The following is an 18,259-nucleotide window of genomic DNA, read 5'->3' on the forward strand; positions in this document are numbered from 1 at the left end:
ATAGTGTAAAATGGGTGTTTACAATCAAAAAAGAACCTCCTATCCGGAGGTCCCGCATTAATGAACATTAAAATATCGAGCTTCAGGATGAGAAACAACGATCGCTGAAACAGATGCTTCAGGTTCCATCATGAAACCTTCTGTCAGATGGATGCCAATTTTTTCAGGCTGAAGCAGCTTGAACAGCTTTTCTTGGTCTTCAAGATTTGGACAAGCGGGATAACCAAAGGAATAGCGTTGCCCTTGATATTTCGCTTGGAATCGTTTTTCCATTGTGAAGTCGACTGGGTCGGGGAAGCCCCATTTGTCACGAATCACTTGGTGGGTTCTTTCGGCTAATCCTTCAGCAAGCTCAAGCGCCAGAGCTTGGACCGCATGCATTTTTAAATAATCTCCTTCTTGCTTAAATTGCTGCGCGACTTCACGTATACGCGCACCAGCTGTAACGGCAAATAAGGCAATATAATCTTTCTCTTTTTCATCATTTTTCCGCACATAATCAGAAATAGAGCGGTACGGAAGCTTCTCCTGCCTTGGAAATTGGAACGTTTCAATGATGCGGTCAGGTGCTTCGGGATCATAAATATGCAGATCATCTCCGTTTGAACTGGCAGGGTAAAATTGATAGACAAATGCAGGGGCAAACCATTTTTTCTGTCTTCCTTCGTTTAGAAGGTCTGTGACAAGCTGCTTTAATTCCAATGCTTTTGGATGCTGTTCGGCCAACAGCTTTTTGACCTTTCCTTTTAATCCAAGGTGGTGACCAATGAGCATTTGTTCATTCACATAAGGCATAATGTGATGCAAATCGATGTCCCGCACATAATGACGTGCCGTATTCTCTGGTATAAAAATAGGTGCCTGCGGGAGTTCCGCACGTTTTTCTAGTAATTTAATGACAGCTTGTGGCTGCTTTGTTTCTTTCTCTTTGAAAGGTGCCGCAGGCTCTTCTCCGGGCTTTGTTTGAAACTGAAGAGGATTTGTTTTTAACTCATTGGCTAAAGATAAGCCGTCCATCGCATCTTTGGCATAAAGAACAGGTCCGTCATAATGAGGCGAAATCTTCATTTTCGTAAATTTCCGAGAAAGTGCAGCTCCGCCAACCAAAATGGGCACGGAAATCTTCGCTTTTTGTAAATCCTGAGCGGTGAGCACCATTTGCTGTGCTGATTTCACAAGCAACCCTGATAACCCAATCATATCTGGCTTTTCCTTTTGCACAGCTTCGATCAATGTTTGAGGTGTCACCTTGATGCCGAGGTCGACCACTTGAAAGCCATTATTGCTCAAAATGATGTCGACAAGGTTTTTCCCGATATCATGGACATCTCCTTTTACAGTCGCAAGTAGAATTTTACCTTTCCCGCTTGCATGCTGCTTTTCCATATATTGCTCGAGATACGATACAGATGCTTTCATGACCTCTGCCGATTGAAGCACTTCCGCCACAATCAGTTCGTTTTGATTAAAAAGACGCCCAACCTCAGCCATTCCCTGCATTAACGGACCATTGATGATATGAAGTGGTGATTCGAATTGCTCTAGAGCAAGGGATAAATCATCGATAAGTCCTTCTTTTGTTCCTTCGACGACGTAGAGTGCCAGCCTTTCATCAAGTGATAAGGAGACCTTTGGTTTTTTCACCGTTTTCTTTTTGCCTCGGTAAAATTGGGTGAATTCAGCAAGGGTTTGATCATTTGTTTCATAGAGCAGTGTTTCAGCCAGCTTAATTTCTTCCTTTGGAATGGAAGCGAAGCGTTCAAGCTTTTCTGTATTCACGATGGCGTAGTCAAGTCCTGCTTGGACGCAGTGATACAAGTAGACGGCATTCAAGATTTCTCTGCCAAGAGGCGGGAGTCCGAAAGACACGTTGCTGATGCCTAAAATCGTAAGGCACTCAGGCAGATTTTCCTTGATCATTTGGATGCCTTTGATCGTTTCTTCGGCAGCGCCAATATACTGCTCGTCTCCAGTACCTACTGGAAAGACGAGTGGATCAAAAATGATGTCACTTGCGGGAATTCCATATTTCTTCGTTAATAGATCATGAGAGCGTACGGCAACCTCGAGCTTTCGTTCTGCTGTTACGGCCATCCCTGTTTCATCGATTGTGCCGACAACAAGTGCACCGCCGTACAGCTTCACAAGTGGGAGAATTTCTTCAAACCGTTCTTCGCCATCCTCAAGGTTAATGGAATTGATAATGGCTTTCCCTTGGGAATACGTGAGCGCCTTTTCAATCACGTGTTTATCCGTTGAATCAATGACAAAAGGGGCTTTGACTTTTTTCATGGCCTCTTGTAAAAAGTCTTCCATATCAGCCGCCTCCTCGCGGTCTGGATCAGCGAGACACACATCAATCACGTGAGCGCCGTTTTTTACCTGTGCACGAGCAATTTCTGACGCTTCTTCAAATTTTTGTTCAGCAATGAGTCGTTTGAATTTGCGAGAACCAATGACATTGGTCCGTTCGCCTACAAAAAGAGGACGCATTGATTCCTCATACATAAGGGGCTCAATTCCTGATACGGTATGCTGAGACGATTCATGCGCGATGTGACGCGGCTGAATCGTGCGTACTTCATCTGACAATGCCTGTATATGTGCAGGTGTTGTTCCGCAGCAGCCGCCGACAATATTTAACCAGCCTTCTTTGGCAAAGGCGGCGATTTTTTTAGCAAGAGAAGCAGGGGATTCGTGATATTGACCTTCTTCATCTGGGAGACCCGCATTTGGATAGCAGCTAACTGCTGACTTGGCGATGGAGGAGAGCGTGCGAATATGGTCTGTCATAAATTCTGGACCAGTCGCACAGTTAAGGCCGACACTGATTGGATTCATATGCTCAAGCGAGATATAAAAGGCTTCAATGTCTTGACCAGCAAGGGTGGTGCCCATTGGTTCAATCGTACCTGATACCATGAGTGGTAATTGAATGCCTGCCTGCTGAAAGGCTTCCTGAATCCCTTTGAATCCAGCTTTTACATTCAGCATGTCTTGGCTTGTTTCTAAAAGAAGGGCATCACATTTGCCATCAATCAGAGCGCGGGCCTGCTCTTCATAGTTTCTGGCGAGCTCATCGAAGGTTGTGCCGCCTGTCACAGATAAAGTTTTTGTTGTGGGGCCCATTGCGCCTACAACAAAACGAGGCTGCTCTGGTGTGGAGAAACGGTCAGCTTCATTCCTTGCCAGCTGGGCAGCTCGTATATTGAGTTCATAGGCAAGGTGGCCAAGCCCGTATTCATCAAGGACGAGCTTTGTAGCCCCGAACGTATTCGTTTCAATAAGATCGGCATTTGCCTCAAGGTATTCTCTATGAATCGCGCGGATGATGTGAGGGGCTGTTACATTCAAATACTCGTTACAGCCCTCATACTCTTCTCCGCCAAAGTCCTCTGCTGTGAGATTGGCATTTTGAATCATGGTCCCCATTGCACCATCAAGGACAAGGATGCGTTTCTTGAGCTGTTCAGTGATAGTTGACATGGATGTTTGACTCCTTTTCTTTCTGATGAATGTAGGTGGTCAGTTCTGCTGTTAAATCTGATCGAAGGAAAGGGGTAATTAAATAAATGCCATTAAACAATTCGCAGGCTGTATCTAATAAAGAGCGGGCAATCGCTAAGCCTTCTGCTCGCTGCTTTTCCTTATCCTCGCCAGCCTTGGCCATAATGTCACGAATGGAATCAGATAATTTGATGCCTGGAATTTCATGATGAATAAACTCTGCATTTCGGCTGCTTGTTAACGGCATAATGCCAATGTAAATCGGTTTATCCAAATGACGGCTTTCTTCATGAATTTTCACAAGCTGTTCCTCACAATAAACAGGCTGTGAGATAAAATAATCAGCACCGTATTCTATTTTTTTCTCAAGACGTTTGACCGCTTTATCAATATGACGCACATTCGGGTTAAACGCGCCAGCTACTGAAAAATTGGTCTTTTTGCCAAGGGGCTTTCCTGAGAAAGAAAGGCCTTCGTTAAACTGTTTGATGAGACGAATCAAATCAAAGGAGGTTAAATCATAAACTGAAGTTGCACCTGGGAAGTCTCCAATTTTAGATGGATCGCCTGTGATGGCTAAAATATCGGTTAATCCAAGGGTGTCAAGACCCATCAAATGGGATTGAAGCCCAATCAAATTACGGTCTCGGCACGTGATATGAACAAGAGAACGCATATCAAGCTGCTGCTTTAATAATGCGCCGCATGCGACATTGCTAATGCGAGGAGTCGCAAGAGAATTATCGGCTAACGTCAACGCATCAATGCCTGCACTTTTTAATTCATTTGCAGCGACGAGAAATTTTTCGAAGTTCAGTTTCTTCGGTGGATCAAGCTCTACGATAATCGATCGTTTTTTCACAGCGAGCTCATCAAGACCTGGTTCAGTGCGCTGATCTTGAATCGAAATGATTTCTTCTTTTAATACTTTCACTTCTTTTTCAGTGATCGGCGCTAAATCCTTGACCGCTTCAGCCATTGCGTGAATATGCTGAGGCGTTGTTCCGCAGCAGCCGCCGATAATACGTGCGCCCTGATTTCTAAATTCAAGTGCACTTTTTCGAAAATAATCGTTATCTGTATCATAGACGAGTCTGCCTTCTTCAAGAGAGGGGAGACTGCTGTTAGGATAGACAGATAAATGCGAATTTTCCAAAAGTGGGACACCTTCAAGTGCCTGAATCATATGATAAGGGCCTAGCCTGCAGTTGATGCCGACGACATCTGCGCCAAGAGAGGACAATTCAGATAAACCATCCTTGAGCGAGGTTCCATCCTGCAAAACACCTTGTTCATGCATTGAGACGTTCATGACAATCGGGAGAGTCGTTTCTTTGCGTGCAATTTGGAGAACGGCCTTCGCTTCTTCCATGTCATAGTACGTTTCTAGCAATAATCCGTCAGGCTGTTCATTTAATAGAATGTACAACTGCTCTCTAAAGCTTCGTTTAATTTCTTCAATAGAGTAGGCATTTTTGTTAAATGTTCGAATGCCGCCGATCGTTCCGAGTACATAAGCGGAGCCTGCGGCTGCTTTTGCGATTTGTACGGCCTTTGTATTGATGCGCTTCGTTTCTTCCTCTAAGCCGTAGCGGGATAGTTTAATATAATTCGCACCGTACGTATTTGTTTGGATGATGTCAGCACCAGCCTGCACATATGCCTCATGCACGCGCTTTACTTCCTCTTCTTTCGATAAATTTAATTCTTCAAAGCAGCGGTCAATGCCGTAAGAGTATAAAAGTGTTCCCATTGCACCGTCAGCAATCAGTACGCGGTTTTGTAAGTCTTGTAATAGGCCCATTGGTTTCCTCCTTATTTCTATGTAACAAAAAAAGCCTTCTGATAAGAAGAAGACTTTTTGGCTGTATCGTAATTCTTCTCCTTATCTTCCAAGCAGTTGCTTGCTGGATTTAGCACCTTGGTCATAGAAAATATATTTCTACTACACCGGTTGCTGAGGCTTCACAGGGCCAGTCCCTCTGCCTCTCTTGATAAGAAAGCGATATGAACATGTCAATGAATTGAACTTCCATCCACTGTATCGAAAAAATCGGAAATAATCAATGGAAAATTTGAAATTTATCGAAAATTTATAAATTGAACATCAATTGGCAAATCTGCCTTGCGCATAAGAGAAATAACCTCTTGTAAATCATCTTTATTTTTCCCTGTTACACGCACTTGGTCATCTTGAAACTGTGACTTCACTTTGATGCCGGATTGCTTAATGAGTGCATTGATCTTTTTGGCGTTGTCTTGATCAATCCCGCTGATCAGCTTCGCGCGCTGGCGTACTGTTCCGCCAAGGGCATGCTCGGTTTTTCCGTAGTCGATGTTTTTAGTTGGAACATCTCGTTTGATCAGCTTTGTCACAAGCACATCTTTTAGCTGCTCCAGCTTGAAGTCATCATCAGAGATGAGAACGAGCTCTTCTTTTTCAAGAGAAATATCACTTTTACTTCCTTTAAAATCATAACGGTTTTTAATTTCTTTCAGCGCTGCTTGAACAGCGTTTTGCACCTCTGGCAGTTCAACCTTCGATACAATGTCAAATGAGCTTTCTTTTGCCATAACACATGACCTCCATGTATAGATATTGCGTCTATTTTATCATGCAAATAGGAGAAGAAGAAACTTTATCGAAGAGACGAGTCAAAGAGTTCAGCCGGCAGCGGTATAAATCGTGTCCAGTTTGTCCACTTTAGCTAACAGAACTAGAGATGTTCATGTGAGGAGAAGTATAGTAGAATAAAGTGAATCAAAAGATGAACGAACGCTCTTTTATGGGCAGATAGGAAGGAAGAGAACATGAGACCAGGTGAGCAACTGACCTTGCAAATAGAGAACGAGATGGAATACGGCTACTTTTTGACAGATGGTGAAGATTCGGTCCTCTTGCACCGCAGTGAGATGACAGAGGATATTGGTGACCGAGATGAAGTAGAGGTCTACTTATATGTAGATCATGAAGAAAGACTGGCTGCCACGATGAAAATACCTACAATCAATGCGCATACATATGGCTGGGTAGAAGTCGTAGACGTGGTAGAAGACATGGGCGCATTTGTAGATGTCGGGCTGTCAAAGGATGCACTTGTTGCAACAGAACACCTCCCGCCTTTTGAGGAAGCATGGCCAAAAAAAGGAGACAAACTCTACTGTATGCTGAAAGTCACAAGCTACGGCAGAATGTTCGCAAAGCCAGCCACTGAAGATGTGGTCAGTGAATTGTTTACTGAGGCACCTGAAACCTTAATGAACAAAGAAATCACTGGAACCATTTATCGCTTAATTGCGACAGGCTCTTTTATGCTGACAGATACAGGCGTGCGAGGGTTTATCCACCGCACGGAACGAAAGGAAGAACCAAGATTAGGATCGACCGTGACAGGACGCGTCATTGCCGTGAAAGAGGATGGAACCGTGAACGTTTCTCTGCTTCCTAGAAAACAGGAAGCGTTATCTGTCGATGCAGAAGAAATCTTAACCTATATGAGAACGAGAAATGGTGCTATGCCTTATGGGGACAAAAGTGATCCAGAAGACATCCGTGAACGATTCCAAATGAGCAAGGCAGCCTTTAAACGAGCATTAGGCCATTTGATGAAAAATGACTTGGTCTACCAAAAAGAGGGCTGGACATACGAGAAAAAATGAGCAGCGTGAAAGCAAACCCTGACTTCAAAGGTTTTCATATCACACTGAAAAGAAGAAAAAGGGATAAAATCATCATGATTTTATCCCTTTTTTTATATTTGTTATAAATAATGGGTTTTTTCAGTGAAAAAAGTCATGAAAAAAGCTGAAAAACCTTCATTTAATCATTGAAACAACGCCTCTCAAATCCGATAAGAAAGGAGTAAGGATGATAAAAGGAGTGTGTGTGTGGATGAAAGTGAAAATTTCATTGCTTCTGGTGGCAGCCCTGCTTATGGTGCTCGCCGCATGCAGCAATCAGCAAGGGAAACCACCGGCATCAAATGCGAAGCATATTGGCGTTATGCTCACAGATGATGGTCTTGGTGATCAATCATTTAATGATTCATCATTTAAAGGATTAGAAAAAGCACGTGATGACCTAGGGATTGAATTTGATTATAGAGAAATTGCAGAAACCGATACATATGAAAAAGGACTGACCGAGCTCGTAAAAGATGGCAATGACCTCGTCATCGGAGTAGGCTTCAGTATGCAAGAAGATTTAGAAAAAGTCGCAAAGAAATATCCGAAGAAGCAGTTCCTTCTCATCGATGCCATATCTGAGCTGAAAAATGTGACCTCCGTGACGTTTAAAGAAGAGCAAGGCAGCTATTTAGCGGGCGCACTTGCTGCCATGACAACGAAAAGTGATGTCATTGGATTTGTTGGCGGTGTCGATGCGGATTTGATCCATCGTTTTGAAAAAGGGTTCCAAAAAGGCGCTAAATCAGTAAATCCGAACATCAAGATCTTATCCACCTATGCTAATACGTTTAGTGATGCGGGCAAAGGCAGTAAAATAGCCAAAGGCATGATCAAAAAGAAAGCTGACGTTTTATATGCCGCAGCTGGCTATACAGGTGTCGGTGTATTAAAAGAAGCGCAAGCGCAGGGCAAATATGCCATTGGTGTAGATAGTGATCAGTACTACACCGCTGAAAAAGCGGTAATTTCGTCCATGGTAAAAAAAGTCGATGAAGTGGTCTATCAATTCAGCGAACAGCTCGTCAAGAACAATCAAATCAAAAATGGGCATGTTATCTACGACTTAAGCAATGACGGAATCGATATGGCAAGAATTCGGGTGCTGAAGAACGCTGAAACATTGACTAAAAAAGTAAATGAGCTGAAGCAGAAACTTCTGAAAGAAGAGGGGGACGCATCATGAGCTTGCGCATCAAAATTTTACTCAACTCACTCGTCTCACTTCTTTTAGCAGTTGGCGTCATCGCCTTTATCATTGTCAGTATGACAAAGATCCAATCATCAAATGAAACAGAAGTTCAAACCTTATTAAACGTTCAAAAAACAAAAGCAAGCTTTGAAAGCGTCGAACAAGCCATGACCAATTATTCAATGACACTTTCTGATGAACAGCTAGAGGTTGTTCAAACCGATATTTCTACAGCAAAAAAACAGCTGCAAACGTTAAACAAACATGCAGGAAATATCAACAAAGATGCATTAACAAGGTTAAATGCAAAATATGACACGTGGACCAAGGAAGCGAATCATGCCATTGGTGAAAAAAACGCATCGGATGCAAGACGGGTCGCTGCAAGAATTGATGGCGTCTTAAACGACGTGCATACAATGAATAAAAGAGCTGAAGAAGCGTATAAACAAAATCTAGAGAATACAGCTGATAATGTGCAATGGATCATCACAAGTGCACTCGTTGCAGCCCTCACACTAATTGTCATTGCTGTCTTTTTAAATATTGGGTTAACAAGATCCATCGTGACACCCATCAAATCACTATCCTACCGAGCGAAGCAGATCGCAGAAGGCAACCTTGCTGTCGAACGGATGGACATTCAGCGCAAGGATGAAATCGGCGGCTTGAATGAATCCTTTAATCAAATGACAGATCAGCTGATTAGTCTGATTAAAGAAATCAGCAATGTCTCAAGTCAAGTAGAGACATTCTCGATCCAGTTAGATGATGAAAACAAAAAGCTGATGGAATCTGCAAATCAAGTATCTGTCTCGACAGACGAAATGGCAAATGGGTCACAAGCCATTTCAGAGGATCTCCAGCATGGCGTCAGTTTGATTGAAAAGATGGATCAGCATGGACGTAAAAATTCCGAACGTTCACAAACAGTCATCCAAAGTACTGAGGATGCCATAGAAGCAGTGGAAAGTGGAAAGCACACGTTAACAGAAACAAAAACTGCGATTGAAAAAAATACACATGCCACAAGGCAAATCGAGCAGTCAGCAGGAGAATTCACGCAATACGCCAGCGGCATCTCGGCCATGGCCAAAACTGTTTCTGACATTGCGAATCAGACAAACTTACTTTCGCTAAATGCGGCGATTGAAGCGGCAAGAGCAGGTGAAGCTGGAAAAGGCTTTGCTGTTGTTGCAGATGAAATTCGTAAGCTTGCCGATGAATCATCTAACGCTACAAGACAAATCTTTGATATGGTCAGTCATATTGAAAGAGGCATTCAATCCATTAGTCAAACTGTCAAAGAAGGAGTCAAGCTTTCACTTCAACAGCAGGATGCGATGGACAAAACCTCACACTCCTTTGAAGATATAGAAACAAAAGCGCAGCACATTAAACAAGAAATGGCTGTCTTAAATGACCAAATTGTTCAATCAACAGAGCTTGGCGGACAAGTGCTGAACTCGATTGAAAATATTAGTGCGGTTGTAGAAGAAACAGCAGCTGGCAGCGAAGAAATTTCTGCCTCGGCCAATGAACAGCTGCAATCATTCCATCAAATGAACAAACAGGTAGAAGAACTGATGAGTATGACGGCAAGGTTAAATGAAACCGTCCATCGGTTTAAACTTTCATAAGTCATAAGAAAAGCACCCTTCCCGTGATGTGTCAGGGAAGGGTGCTTTTTATGATGGTTTGCCTGTAAAGAAGATGGCAAGCGTGCCTGGGCCTGAATGGGACCCAACAGCCGCGCCGACAATCTGAATATCAATTTCTTTTGGATGAAATTCGGCTTCAATCAATTGTCTCATGTCTTCTGCAAGTGCAGGATCATCACCATGACTAATGCCCACAGTTTGATTTGGCCAATCCGTTCCACGTTCTTTCATCAGTTCAATAATGCGTTTCAACAGCTTTTTACGTCCGCGGATTTTCTCAAGTGGTATGAGCTTTCCATCCTCGACGTGTAAAATGGGCTTAATGCTTAATAAACCGCCAACAAATGCGGACGCTTTACTGATTCTTCCGCCTCTTGCTAAATACGATAAATCGTCTACAGTAAAAATATGTTGTAAAGATTCGCAAAAATGCTTTACAGACGTTTCAATTTCTTGTATTGTATTTCCGTCAATGGCAAGTGATTGAGCGTGTTTGACAGCAAGCCCATAGCCGAGTGAAGCACATTTAGAATCAATGATTCGCAAATCAAAATCAGGGTATTCTTCCTTCACTTCGTTTGCCATCATCACAGCTGTTTGGTATGTACCGGAAAGCTCTGATGAAAAGGCAACATAGATTGCAGATGTATGAGTTTGTGCGACAGAAACAAAGGCTTCTTTGATTCGGTTTGGTGAAGCTTGTGACGTTTTTGGGCTGGCACCTTGTCTCATCGCATCAAATACTTGTTTTGGTTCAATGGTGATCAAATCTTCAAATTCCTGCTCGCCAAGTAACACACGCAGCGGAATGAGCGTCATGTTATGTTCATCATAATAAGAAAGAGGCAGATCAGCAGCACTGTCTGCTATGATATGAACAGTCATCAAAATCCCTTCTTTCTAAAAATATCAGCCATATTTTACATCTTTTTAGCCTAACTATATCACAGAAATCATCTATTCGTGTTCAAATTCTAAATTTTAGGGAAAACCATAGAGAGAATGGTAAGTGGAGGAATGACAATATGTTCATTGGAGAAGCAAAAAAACTCATTGTCGTCGTCATTGGTGCACTGCTCAATGCGATTGGACTGAACTTATTCTTAATCCCAGCTGATGTATACGCGAGCGGGTTTACAGGGGTAGCCCAGCTGTTATCCAGCTTAATGGATCAATATGCGCCATTTTATATATCAACAGGGATCCTATTATTTATTTTAAATATTCCAGTCGGCATTTTAGGCTGGATGAAAGTTGGCCGTTCCTTTACGTTATACAGCATCATCAGTGTTGCACTGACGACCATTTTCCTCGGCATCTTACCAGAAACGAGTGTTTCACAGGATATATTACTAAATGCTGTGTTTGGCGGCGTCATATCTGCACTCGGGATTGGGATCACCCTCAAATACGGGGCATCAACAGGAGGGCTCGACATCCTTGCCATGATCTTAGCGAAGTGGAAGGATAAACCAGTCGGCACATATTTCTTCATTTTAAATGGAATCATCATCTTTACAGCAGGATTATTACAAGGTTGGGAGAAAGCATTATATACCCTTGTCACATTATATGTGACCACAAGGGTCATTGATGCCATCCATACAAGACATGAGAAGCTGACCGCGATGATTGTGACGAAGAAAGCTGATGAAATCAAAGAAGCCATTTATGGAAAAATGGTCAGGGGCATTACAACTGTACCTGCAAAAGGAGCTTTTACCAACGAGCAAAAAGAAATGATGGTGATCGTCATTACAAGGTATGAGCTGTATGAACTTGAACAAATTATTAAAGAAGTCGATCCAAAAGCCTTTACAAATATTGTGCAAACAACCAATATTCTTGGGTTTTTCAGACGAGATTAAAAGGTGGGTAGCAAATGAAAAAAGGGTTGGTGCTTCTTCTCGTTTTATTGATTTTAGCCGCTTGTGAACAACAAAAAAAGGATGAACCAGACAAGGAGGTATCCGGTCAAATGGGAGAAAAAACGGTTGTACTCACAGTAGACCCCGTCCAGAAAGGTTCTTCGGTTCAATTTAACATGTCGCTGAAAAATGAATCAGATCGAGATATTGAATTTACTTTTAACACAAGCCAGAAATTCGAGCTCAGTGTGTATGACGAAAACGGAAATGAACAATACCGCTATTCGAAAGACCGTATGTTCACACAGGCCATCCAATCTTTTGTACTGAAGAAAGGCGAAGCCTATGATTTTCAAGATACGTGGTCAAACGGTGTCAAGCCGGGAATGTATGAAGCGGTCGTCACATTTAAAGGAAAAGCAGAAGGGCTGAAGCAAATCACGGAAAAGAAAACGTTCCAAGTGAAATAAGTGCTTCCTGCTTCATGAGAATCAGAAAAAGCTGTCCAATGGTGGACAGCTTTTTTTATGTTAGAGATCATCGAGCAAGTCTTGGAAGGTATGCAGCTGGTTTCTTTCTGCATCTGTCGAATTGGCAAATGCAGAAGATACGGCATTTTTGGCTCGTTTGACCGCCTGTTGACGCTCTAACCCAGATGAAAATGAAGAAGTAAGGGCTTCTTCAGTAAATGATTTGGCTTGATCAAAAAGTTCGTTTCTCACAATGAACCTCCAGAAGCATCAGTCTTCATATTTCCCTTGTCCGCCGCCGCTTCTTCAAGTGTCGAACGATAAGGAAAACGTGCGTCATGCAGACTGACTGAATCTTTACCTTGTTGTATAAAGCGTTTCGATTTGCTTCTTTTACCCATTCGGAATCCGCCCCTTTACACAAGCTGACAGGACAACCTGTCTAACGGTAGTATGCCCGCTTCCTTCGGTTATGTATGAATGGAAAAATTAAAGCGAGAAGTAATTCGTTAGAAACTTTGCAATCCCATCTTGTTCGTTCGTATCAGTGACTTCATTTGAAACACGTTTCACCGCATCGATTCCATTGCCCATTGCCACTCCGCATCCAGCAAATTCAAGCATTTCTAAATCATTGTCTTCATCTCCGAATGCCACAATCCGCTCTTGGGGAACGCCGTAATAATCACTGATCTTTTGCAGTCCAACGGCCTTATTCATGCCTGTTTTAATGATTTCAATCACGTGCCACGGAGCAGCCCATCGCCGATGATCAATCACTTCTGCATGAACATCTGATAAATAGCTTCGAATGGCTCCGACGTCCTCTTCTTTTGCATGGATTAACACGCTCGTCACATTTTCTCCAAGGTTGTCCCGAAGGTCTCCCACGGTGACTTTATTTGCATTCATATTAAATATATCAATGAGCTTCTCATCATGGTAATGGAAATACAAATCATCTAACACTTCAGCTAGCACATTGTGCACTTTATACTCCTCACTAATGTCTACAAGCTGTTTAACGACTTGGAGATCAAGTGACGTATGAAATCTGCCCCATTTTTCATCAAGAGGATGATGGACAAACGCTCCATTAAAATTCACAATGGGTGAATCAAGCTGTAATTGCTGATAATAAGGAGAGCTGGAACGAAATGGCCGGCCGGTTGAAATACAGACATGATGCCCGCTGTCTTTCACTTTTTGAATGACGTCAAGCGTGTGTGTAGAGATGGTTTTATCATCTTTTAATAACGTGCCATCCAGGTCAAGTGCGATTAGATAAGGTTTAGTCTCCATAAAATCTCCTTTGATCTGTAAGTGATAGGAGGCAGTTCGTGCGGCGCCTCTACCTATAGTGTATCTTTATCACATCTTTGTTGTCTACATGTTAAAATAAACAAAGACGGGAATGATAAAGGAGGATTCATAGGCTGTGATCACCATTGATGAGCAAACTGAACACGATATTCCATTTTTACATATCGTAAAAGCTGAAAATAAAGACAAACCGCTTCCGCTTGTATTTTTCATACACGGATTTACAAGTGCACGTGAGCACAACTTACACTTCGCCTTTCATTTGGCGGAAAAAGGCATGAGAGTGATTTTGCCTGACTGTGCTTATCATGGTGTAAGATCAGAAAACCTCAGCTTAGAGGAACTGGCATCAAAGTTCTGGGAAATTGTCCTGAACGAAATACGTGAAATCGATATACTCAAAACATACTTTCAAGAAAAACAATTGATTGAAGCCGATCTGATAGGTGTTGCGGGTACTTCCATGGGCGGCATCACCACCTTTGGTGCACTGGCCAAGCATGATTGGATTAAAGCAGCAGTCAGCTTGATGGGCAGTCCGAAATATACGACATTTCTACAAGCACAAATCATGGACATGCGGCACAAAGGGTTGATGAAAGAGATTACAGACGAAGAGGTTCATCAGCAATTAGACGCCCTGCGCCCTTATGATTTAACGCTGCAAACGGATCGATTAAACAAAAGACCACTGTTATTCTGGCATGCAGAAAACGATCCAGTTGTCCCTTACCGGCATGCAAAGGCTCTTTATGACGAGTTAGCAGCAACCCAATATAAAGAAGACCCGCACCTGATTCGTTTTATCACAGACGGACAAGCTGGCCATAAGGTCTCAAGACAAGCAATGTTTGAAACGATTGACTGGTTTGTGACACATCTGAAAAGCACAAACGTTTAGTCAAAGGAAAAAGTACGTTATACTAATGGAAAAGGAGTGGATATCATGGATGAAGCATTGAAAGAAAATATTTTAGGCGCCCTAGAACAGGTGATTGACCCTGAGCTAAATGTCGACATCGTCAACCTTGGACTTGTCTATGATGTCGATCTTGATGAGAATGGAAAAGCGGATGTCACCATGACCTTAACATCAATGGGTTGTCCTCTTGCACCAATTATCGTGGATGAAGTCAAAAAAGCATTAAGTGATCTTCCAGAAGTAAAAGAAACAGAAGTTCACATCGTATGGAATCCGCCTTGGACACGGGACAAAATGTCAAGATACGCAAAAATTGCGCTCGGTATTCAATAAGCACATATGAAAAATGCCTGGTATGAGTTGAACTCATGCCAGGTTTTTTTTATGAAAAAATAAGGTGGAGGAAGAGAACGTATTGATATAATGGGTGTAATATAACAGATCGGAGCCTCATAATGAAACGAAAATGGTTATGGATTGTTCTTTTAGTGGGATACGCTGCTGCATTTTTTGCATCAATCACCATTCGTGAGGAGCAAGCACACAAAAGCCAAGATCTTGAAGCCTTTACAGATGTCAGTCATCTTATGCCTGTCAAAATAAAAAAAGTCGTTCAAGGAAAAGAAATAGACACTTTAAAAGAAGTATTAAAAGAAGCGAAAGCAAAAAACCTGCCGATATCCATTGCAGGGAAACAGCATAGCATGGGTGGCCACACGTATTATGAAAATGGCATCGTGCTTGATATGACCAAATTCCGTCAGATTTTAGCATTTGATGAAAAAAAGAAAACGATTCGGGTCCAAAGCGGCGTTACATGGGATGATATACAAACATATGTGAACCCATATGGTCTTGCCGTGAAGGTCATGCAATCACAGAATATCTTCACGATTGGCGGTTCTCTCAGTGCAAACGCACATGGACGTGACATTCGCTACGGATCACTCATTGACACGGTTCGTTCCTTTAGGCTGCTAAAGGCAGATGGGGAGATCGTTACAGTGAAGCCAGGCGATGATTTGTTTACAGCCGTGATTGGCGGATATGGTTTGTTCGGCGTGATTTTAGATGTTGAGCTTTCGCTAACGAGAGATGAATTATACAAAATGGAGACAACCTCTCTTGATTATCGTGAATACACCGATTATTTTCAAAAGCATGTCAAACACAATAAAGAAGTACGCATGCATCTCGCAAGAATCTCAACAGCGAAAACAAACTTTTTGAAGGAGATGTATGTAACGAACTATTCCCTCTCAACTCATCAAGAGCTCGAACCATACCGAGAGCTAAAGGAAGATCAGCTCGTCATGCCATTGAAATTTATGCTCGGCCTTTCAAGAAGATTTGATATGGGGAAAGATCTGCTCTGGAATTTGCAAAAAAAGTATTTCCAAAGTCAAAATGATCAGCTGATCACAAGAAACAATGTGATGCGTTCAGATTCTGCTTTTTTAGAATATGAAAATGAGTCAGACACAGATGTGCTTCAGGAATATTTCGTCCCAGTTGACCGCTTTCGTGCGTATATCGATGAAATGAGAGACTTTTTACAACAGGAAGAATTGAATTTAATGAACATCACGATACGCTACGTACAAAAAAATGAAAAAGCGGATCTCTCATATGCGAAAGAAGATATGTTTGCCCTTGTTCTTTTAGTGAATTATGGTTTTGAGAAAGAAGAGAAGGCAGAAGCAGAGCGGATCATCCGGCAAATGACAGATATCACGCTGCGGCACCATGGAAGCTATTACTTACCGTACATGCCTTATCAAACGAAGGCACAAATGAAGCGGGCGTATCCTAAAACCGATGTATTCTTCCAAAAGAAAAAGAAAGCAGATCCAGATGGCAGGTTTATCAATTACTTTTATGAAAGGTACAATACACAATGAATGCAAAAGCAATGAAATGGTTCGTCTACTCACAAAGCCTGCTGTTTTTCGCCAGCAGTTTGATTTTCCCTTTTTATATTCTTTTTATTAAAAATGTTGGTTCAAGCTATTCACAGTTTGGTCTTGCCTATGGCCTCTTTGGTTTAAGCGGAGCGTTTATTCATTTACTCTTAGGGAAACTACCCGAAACTACTGACAGGCGTCTCTTTTTAATCATTCATTCGTTCGGTATGGCGTTTCTTTTACTGCTATTTCCGCATATAACAGAAGTGGAGCAAGTGTATATGATTCAGCTTGCACTTGGTGCGTTAGGCGGCTTTCAAAAACACGGGGAGAAACTGCTCGTCACGGAACTGACAACAGGTAATAAAAGAATGAAGGAGGTTGGCCACTATCATTTTTGGACAGCTCTTTTTTCATCCATCGCGATTATGCTTGGCGGCCTGTTTGCTGATTTCTTTACCGTTCATTTCATTTTTTATGCAAGCTCCATATTATATTTATGCAGTGCGCTCATGGTCATCTATATCAAAAACGAAAGATAAATCCGCATGTCTCATGAAGATATGCGGATTTTTTGTTGAAAAAAAATGAAAAGAAATATTAAATATACAATTGAATTAATTTTTATACATGTTATAATGTTAAATAATTTCACAAAGATCAAGAGGGTGTATTGACGTTGAAAATAGGTATTATAGGTGCTACAGGGTACGGGGGTGCGGAATTGGTTCGTATCTTCAAGCATCATCCACATGTGGAGGAATGTATATTGTATTCATCAAGTGGTGATGGGCAATTATACAGTCAATCTTATCCGCATCTGACAACTATTACTGATCAAACATTAAAAGCCATTGATCCAGCTTCCATTGTGCGAGAAACAGATGCTGTGTTTTTAGCGACACCAGCAGGCGTATCAAGTGAACTTTCGCCGAAGCTCATGAATCAAGGAGTGCCCATTATTGATTTATCAGGTGATTTACGCATTCAAGACGGAGCAACCTATGAAGCTTGGTATAAACGAAGGGCAGCTGATCAAGCATCTGTTCAACAAGCTGTGTACGGATTATCTGAATTGAATCGTGAAACAATTGAGCAGGCTGAAGTCATTGCAAACCCAGGGTGCTTTCCTACCGCAGTTCTTCTCGGTTTAGCACCGCTGATGAAACAGAATCTAATCGATGAATCTATGATCATAATAGATGCAAAAACAGGAGTGTCCGGTGCAGGACGATCTGCCTCACTTGGAACGCATTTTTCAGAGCTAAACGACAATTTTAAAATTTATAAGGTAAATGAACATCAACATACACCTGAAATAGAGCAAATATTAAGAGAATGGAATCCGCAAACGGCGAACATCACATTTTCAACGCACCTTGTCCCGATGACAAGGGGGATTATGGCGACGATGTATACACAGCTGAAATCAGACATCACAAAAGAGGAATTGATGAAGCAGATGAAGGGCTTTTATGAAGATTCCTATTTTGTCAGAGTGAGAGATCACGGGGTGTATCCGCAAACAAGAGAAGTATACGGCAGTAATTTCTGTGACATTGGCTTTCATTTAGATGAACGTACAGGCAGACTCACGATTGTGTCTGTGATCGACAATCTCATGAAAGGCGCAGCCGGCCAAGCGGTTCAAAACTTCAACATCATCAAAGGCTTAGATGAAGAGGCGGGCCTCACAATGACACCTCTCTATCCATAAGAACAGGGGAG

General features: G+C 42.1%; 17 protein-coding genes and 1 riboswitch. Of the genes, 10 read left to right on the forward strand and 7 right to left on the reverse strand.

All coding sequences use genetic code 11. The features are described from left to right. Window positions 1-57: 57 nt before the first annotated feature. From metH to C6W21_RS01055, 3 genes are all read right to left on the reverse strand, one after another. Entirely contained in the window at window positions 58-3,486 is a 3,429-nt protein-coding gene (gene metH / locus C6W21_RS01045; RefSeq protein WP_106048974.1) for a methionine synthase, read from the reverse strand. After that, a complete protein-coding gene (locus C6W21_RS01050; protein WP_106055882.1) occupies window positions 3,470-5,311 on the reverse strand; it encodes a bifunctional homocysteine S-methyltransferase/methylenetetrahydrofolate reductase in 1,842 nt (613 codons plus the stop codon). Before C6W21_RS01050 ends, metH begins: the two co-directional genes overlap by 17 nt. A gap of 78 nt (window positions 5,312-5,389) precedes the next feature. Continuing rightward, window positions 5,390-5,508: riboswitch (SAM riboswitch) on the reverse strand. A gap of 81 nt (window positions 5,509-5,589) precedes the next feature. Next, window positions 5,590-6,081, reverse strand: a complete 492-nt coding sequence (locus C6W21_RS01055) for a YajQ family cyclic di-GMP-binding protein (RefSeq protein ID WP_034663377.1) — start codon at window positions 6,079-6,081, stop codon at window positions 5,590-5,592. Window positions 6,082-6,318: 237 nt separating this feature from the next. Here C6W21_RS01055 and C6W21_RS01060 point away from each other — a divergent pair, with 237 nt between their 5' ends. The 3 genes from C6W21_RS01060 (at window position 6,319) to C6W21_RS01070 (ending at window position 10,023) form a co-directional block, all read left to right on the forward strand. Continuing rightward, complete coding sequence (locus C6W21_RS01060) at window positions 6,319-7,167, forward strand: CvfB family protein (RefSeq protein ID WP_106055883.1); 849 nt, start codon at window positions 6,319-6,321, stop codon at window positions 7,165-7,167. Window positions 7,168-7,399: 232 nt separating this feature from the next. Next, window positions 7,400-8,377, forward strand: a complete 978-nt coding sequence (locus C6W21_RS01065; protein WP_106031491.1) for a BMP family lipoprotein — start codon at window positions 7,400-7,402, stop codon at window positions 8,375-8,377. Further along, on the forward strand, window positions 8,374-10,023 hold the full coding sequence (locus C6W21_RS01070) for a methyl-accepting chemotaxis protein (RefSeq protein ID WP_106055884.1): 1,650 nt from the start codon (window positions 8,374-8,376) through the stop codon (window positions 10,021-10,023). Before C6W21_RS01065 ends, C6W21_RS01070 begins: the two co-directional genes overlap by 4 nt. Before the next feature lie 48 nt (window positions 10,024-10,071). Here the strand turns inward: C6W21_RS01070 and C6W21_RS01075 are convergent, their stop codons facing one another. Further along, window positions 10,072-10,929 (reverse strand): DegV family protein, encoded by an 858-nt coding sequence (locus tag C6W21_RS01075; RefSeq protein WP_034663363.1) that lies wholly within the window; start codon window positions 10,927-10,929, stop codon window positions 10,072-10,074. Between the two features lie 140 nt (window positions 10,930-11,069). Here C6W21_RS01075 and C6W21_RS01080 point away from each other — a divergent pair, with 140 nt between their 5' ends. Both C6W21_RS01080 and C6W21_RS01085 read left to right on the forward strand, forming a co-directional pair. Next, window positions 11,070-11,912 (forward strand): YitT family protein, encoded by an 843-nt coding sequence (locus C6W21_RS01080; protein ID WP_034663360.1) that lies wholly within the window; start codon window positions 11,070-11,072, stop codon window positions 11,910-11,912. 14 nt (window positions 11,913-11,926) lie between these two features. Next, the gene (locus tag C6W21_RS01085) at window positions 11,927-12,382 is read left to right on the forward strand and encodes a BsuPI-related putative proteinase inhibitor (RefSeq protein WP_106055885.1); all 456 of its coding nucleotides are present in this window, start codon (window positions 11,927-11,929) and stop codon (window positions 12,380-12,382) included. A 60-nt stretch (window positions 12,383-12,442) separates the two neighbouring features. On the opposite strand, the gene C6W21_RS01090 is transcribed toward C6W21_RS01085, so the two are convergent. The 3 genes from C6W21_RS01090 to C6W21_RS01100 form a co-directional block, all read right to left on the reverse strand. After that, window positions 12,443-12,634 (reverse strand): DUF3813 domain-containing protein, encoded by a 192-nt coding sequence (locus C6W21_RS01090; RefSeq protein ID WP_024425070.1) that lies wholly within the window; start codon window positions 12,632-12,634, stop codon window positions 12,443-12,445. Then, window positions 12,631-12,783 (reverse strand): competence protein, encoded by a 153-nt coding sequence (locus C6W21_RS01095; protein ID WP_106055886.1) that lies wholly within the window; start codon window positions 12,781-12,783, stop codon window positions 12,631-12,633. Before C6W21_RS01095 ends, C6W21_RS01090 begins: the two co-directional genes overlap by 4 nt. Window positions 12,784-12,871: 88 nt before the next feature. Next, window positions 12,872-13,684, reverse strand: coding sequence for a Cof-type HAD-IIB family hydrolase (locus C6W21_RS01100; RefSeq protein WP_012009535.1), 813 nt, complete (start codon window positions 13,682-13,684; stop codon window positions 12,872-12,874). Between the two features lie 136 nt (window positions 13,685-13,820). Here C6W21_RS01100 and C6W21_RS01105 point away from each other — a divergent pair, with 136 nt between their 5' ends. The 5 genes from C6W21_RS01105 to argC all read left to right on the forward strand — a co-directional run bounded on the left by C6W21_RS01105 (window position 13,821) and on the right by argC (window position 18,248). Continuing rightward, window positions 13,821-14,606 (forward strand): alpha/beta fold hydrolase, encoded by a 786-nt coding sequence (locus tag C6W21_RS01105; RefSeq protein WP_060595985.1) that lies wholly within the window; start codon window positions 13,821-13,823, stop codon window positions 14,604-14,606. A gap of 45 nt (window positions 14,607-14,651) precedes the next feature. After that, complete coding sequence (locus C6W21_RS01110; protein ID WP_060595986.1) at window positions 14,652-14,960, forward strand: metal-sulfur cluster assembly factor; 309 nt, start codon at window positions 14,652-14,654, stop codon at window positions 14,958-14,960. A 122-nt stretch (window positions 14,961-15,082) separates the two neighbouring features. Continuing rightward, complete coding sequence (locus C6W21_RS01115) at window positions 15,083-16,528, forward strand: FAD-binding oxidoreductase (RefSeq protein ID WP_106055887.1); 1,446 nt, start codon at window positions 15,083-15,085, stop codon at window positions 16,526-16,528. Next, window positions 16,525-17,073 carry an MFS transporter gene (locus C6W21_RS01120; RefSeq protein ID WP_034663338.1) on the forward strand — a complete coding sequence of 183 codons (549 nt, stop codon included), beginning with the start codon at window positions 16,525-16,527 and terminating at the stop codon, window positions 17,071-17,073. Before C6W21_RS01115 ends, C6W21_RS01120 begins: the two co-directional genes overlap by 4 nt. Window positions 17,074-17,210: 137 nt before the next feature. Further along, a complete protein-coding gene (gene argC / locus C6W21_RS01125; protein ID WP_189318129.1) occupies window positions 17,211-18,248 on the forward strand; it encodes an N-acetyl-gamma-glutamyl-phosphate reductase in 1,038 nt (345 codons plus the stop codon). The last annotated feature ends 11 nt before the right edge of the window (window positions 18,249-18,259 follow it).

This window comes from Bacillus sp. NMCN1 (assembly GCF_002998085.1).
Classification (GTDB): Bacteria; Bacillota; Bacilli; order Bacillales; family Bacillaceae; genus Bacillus.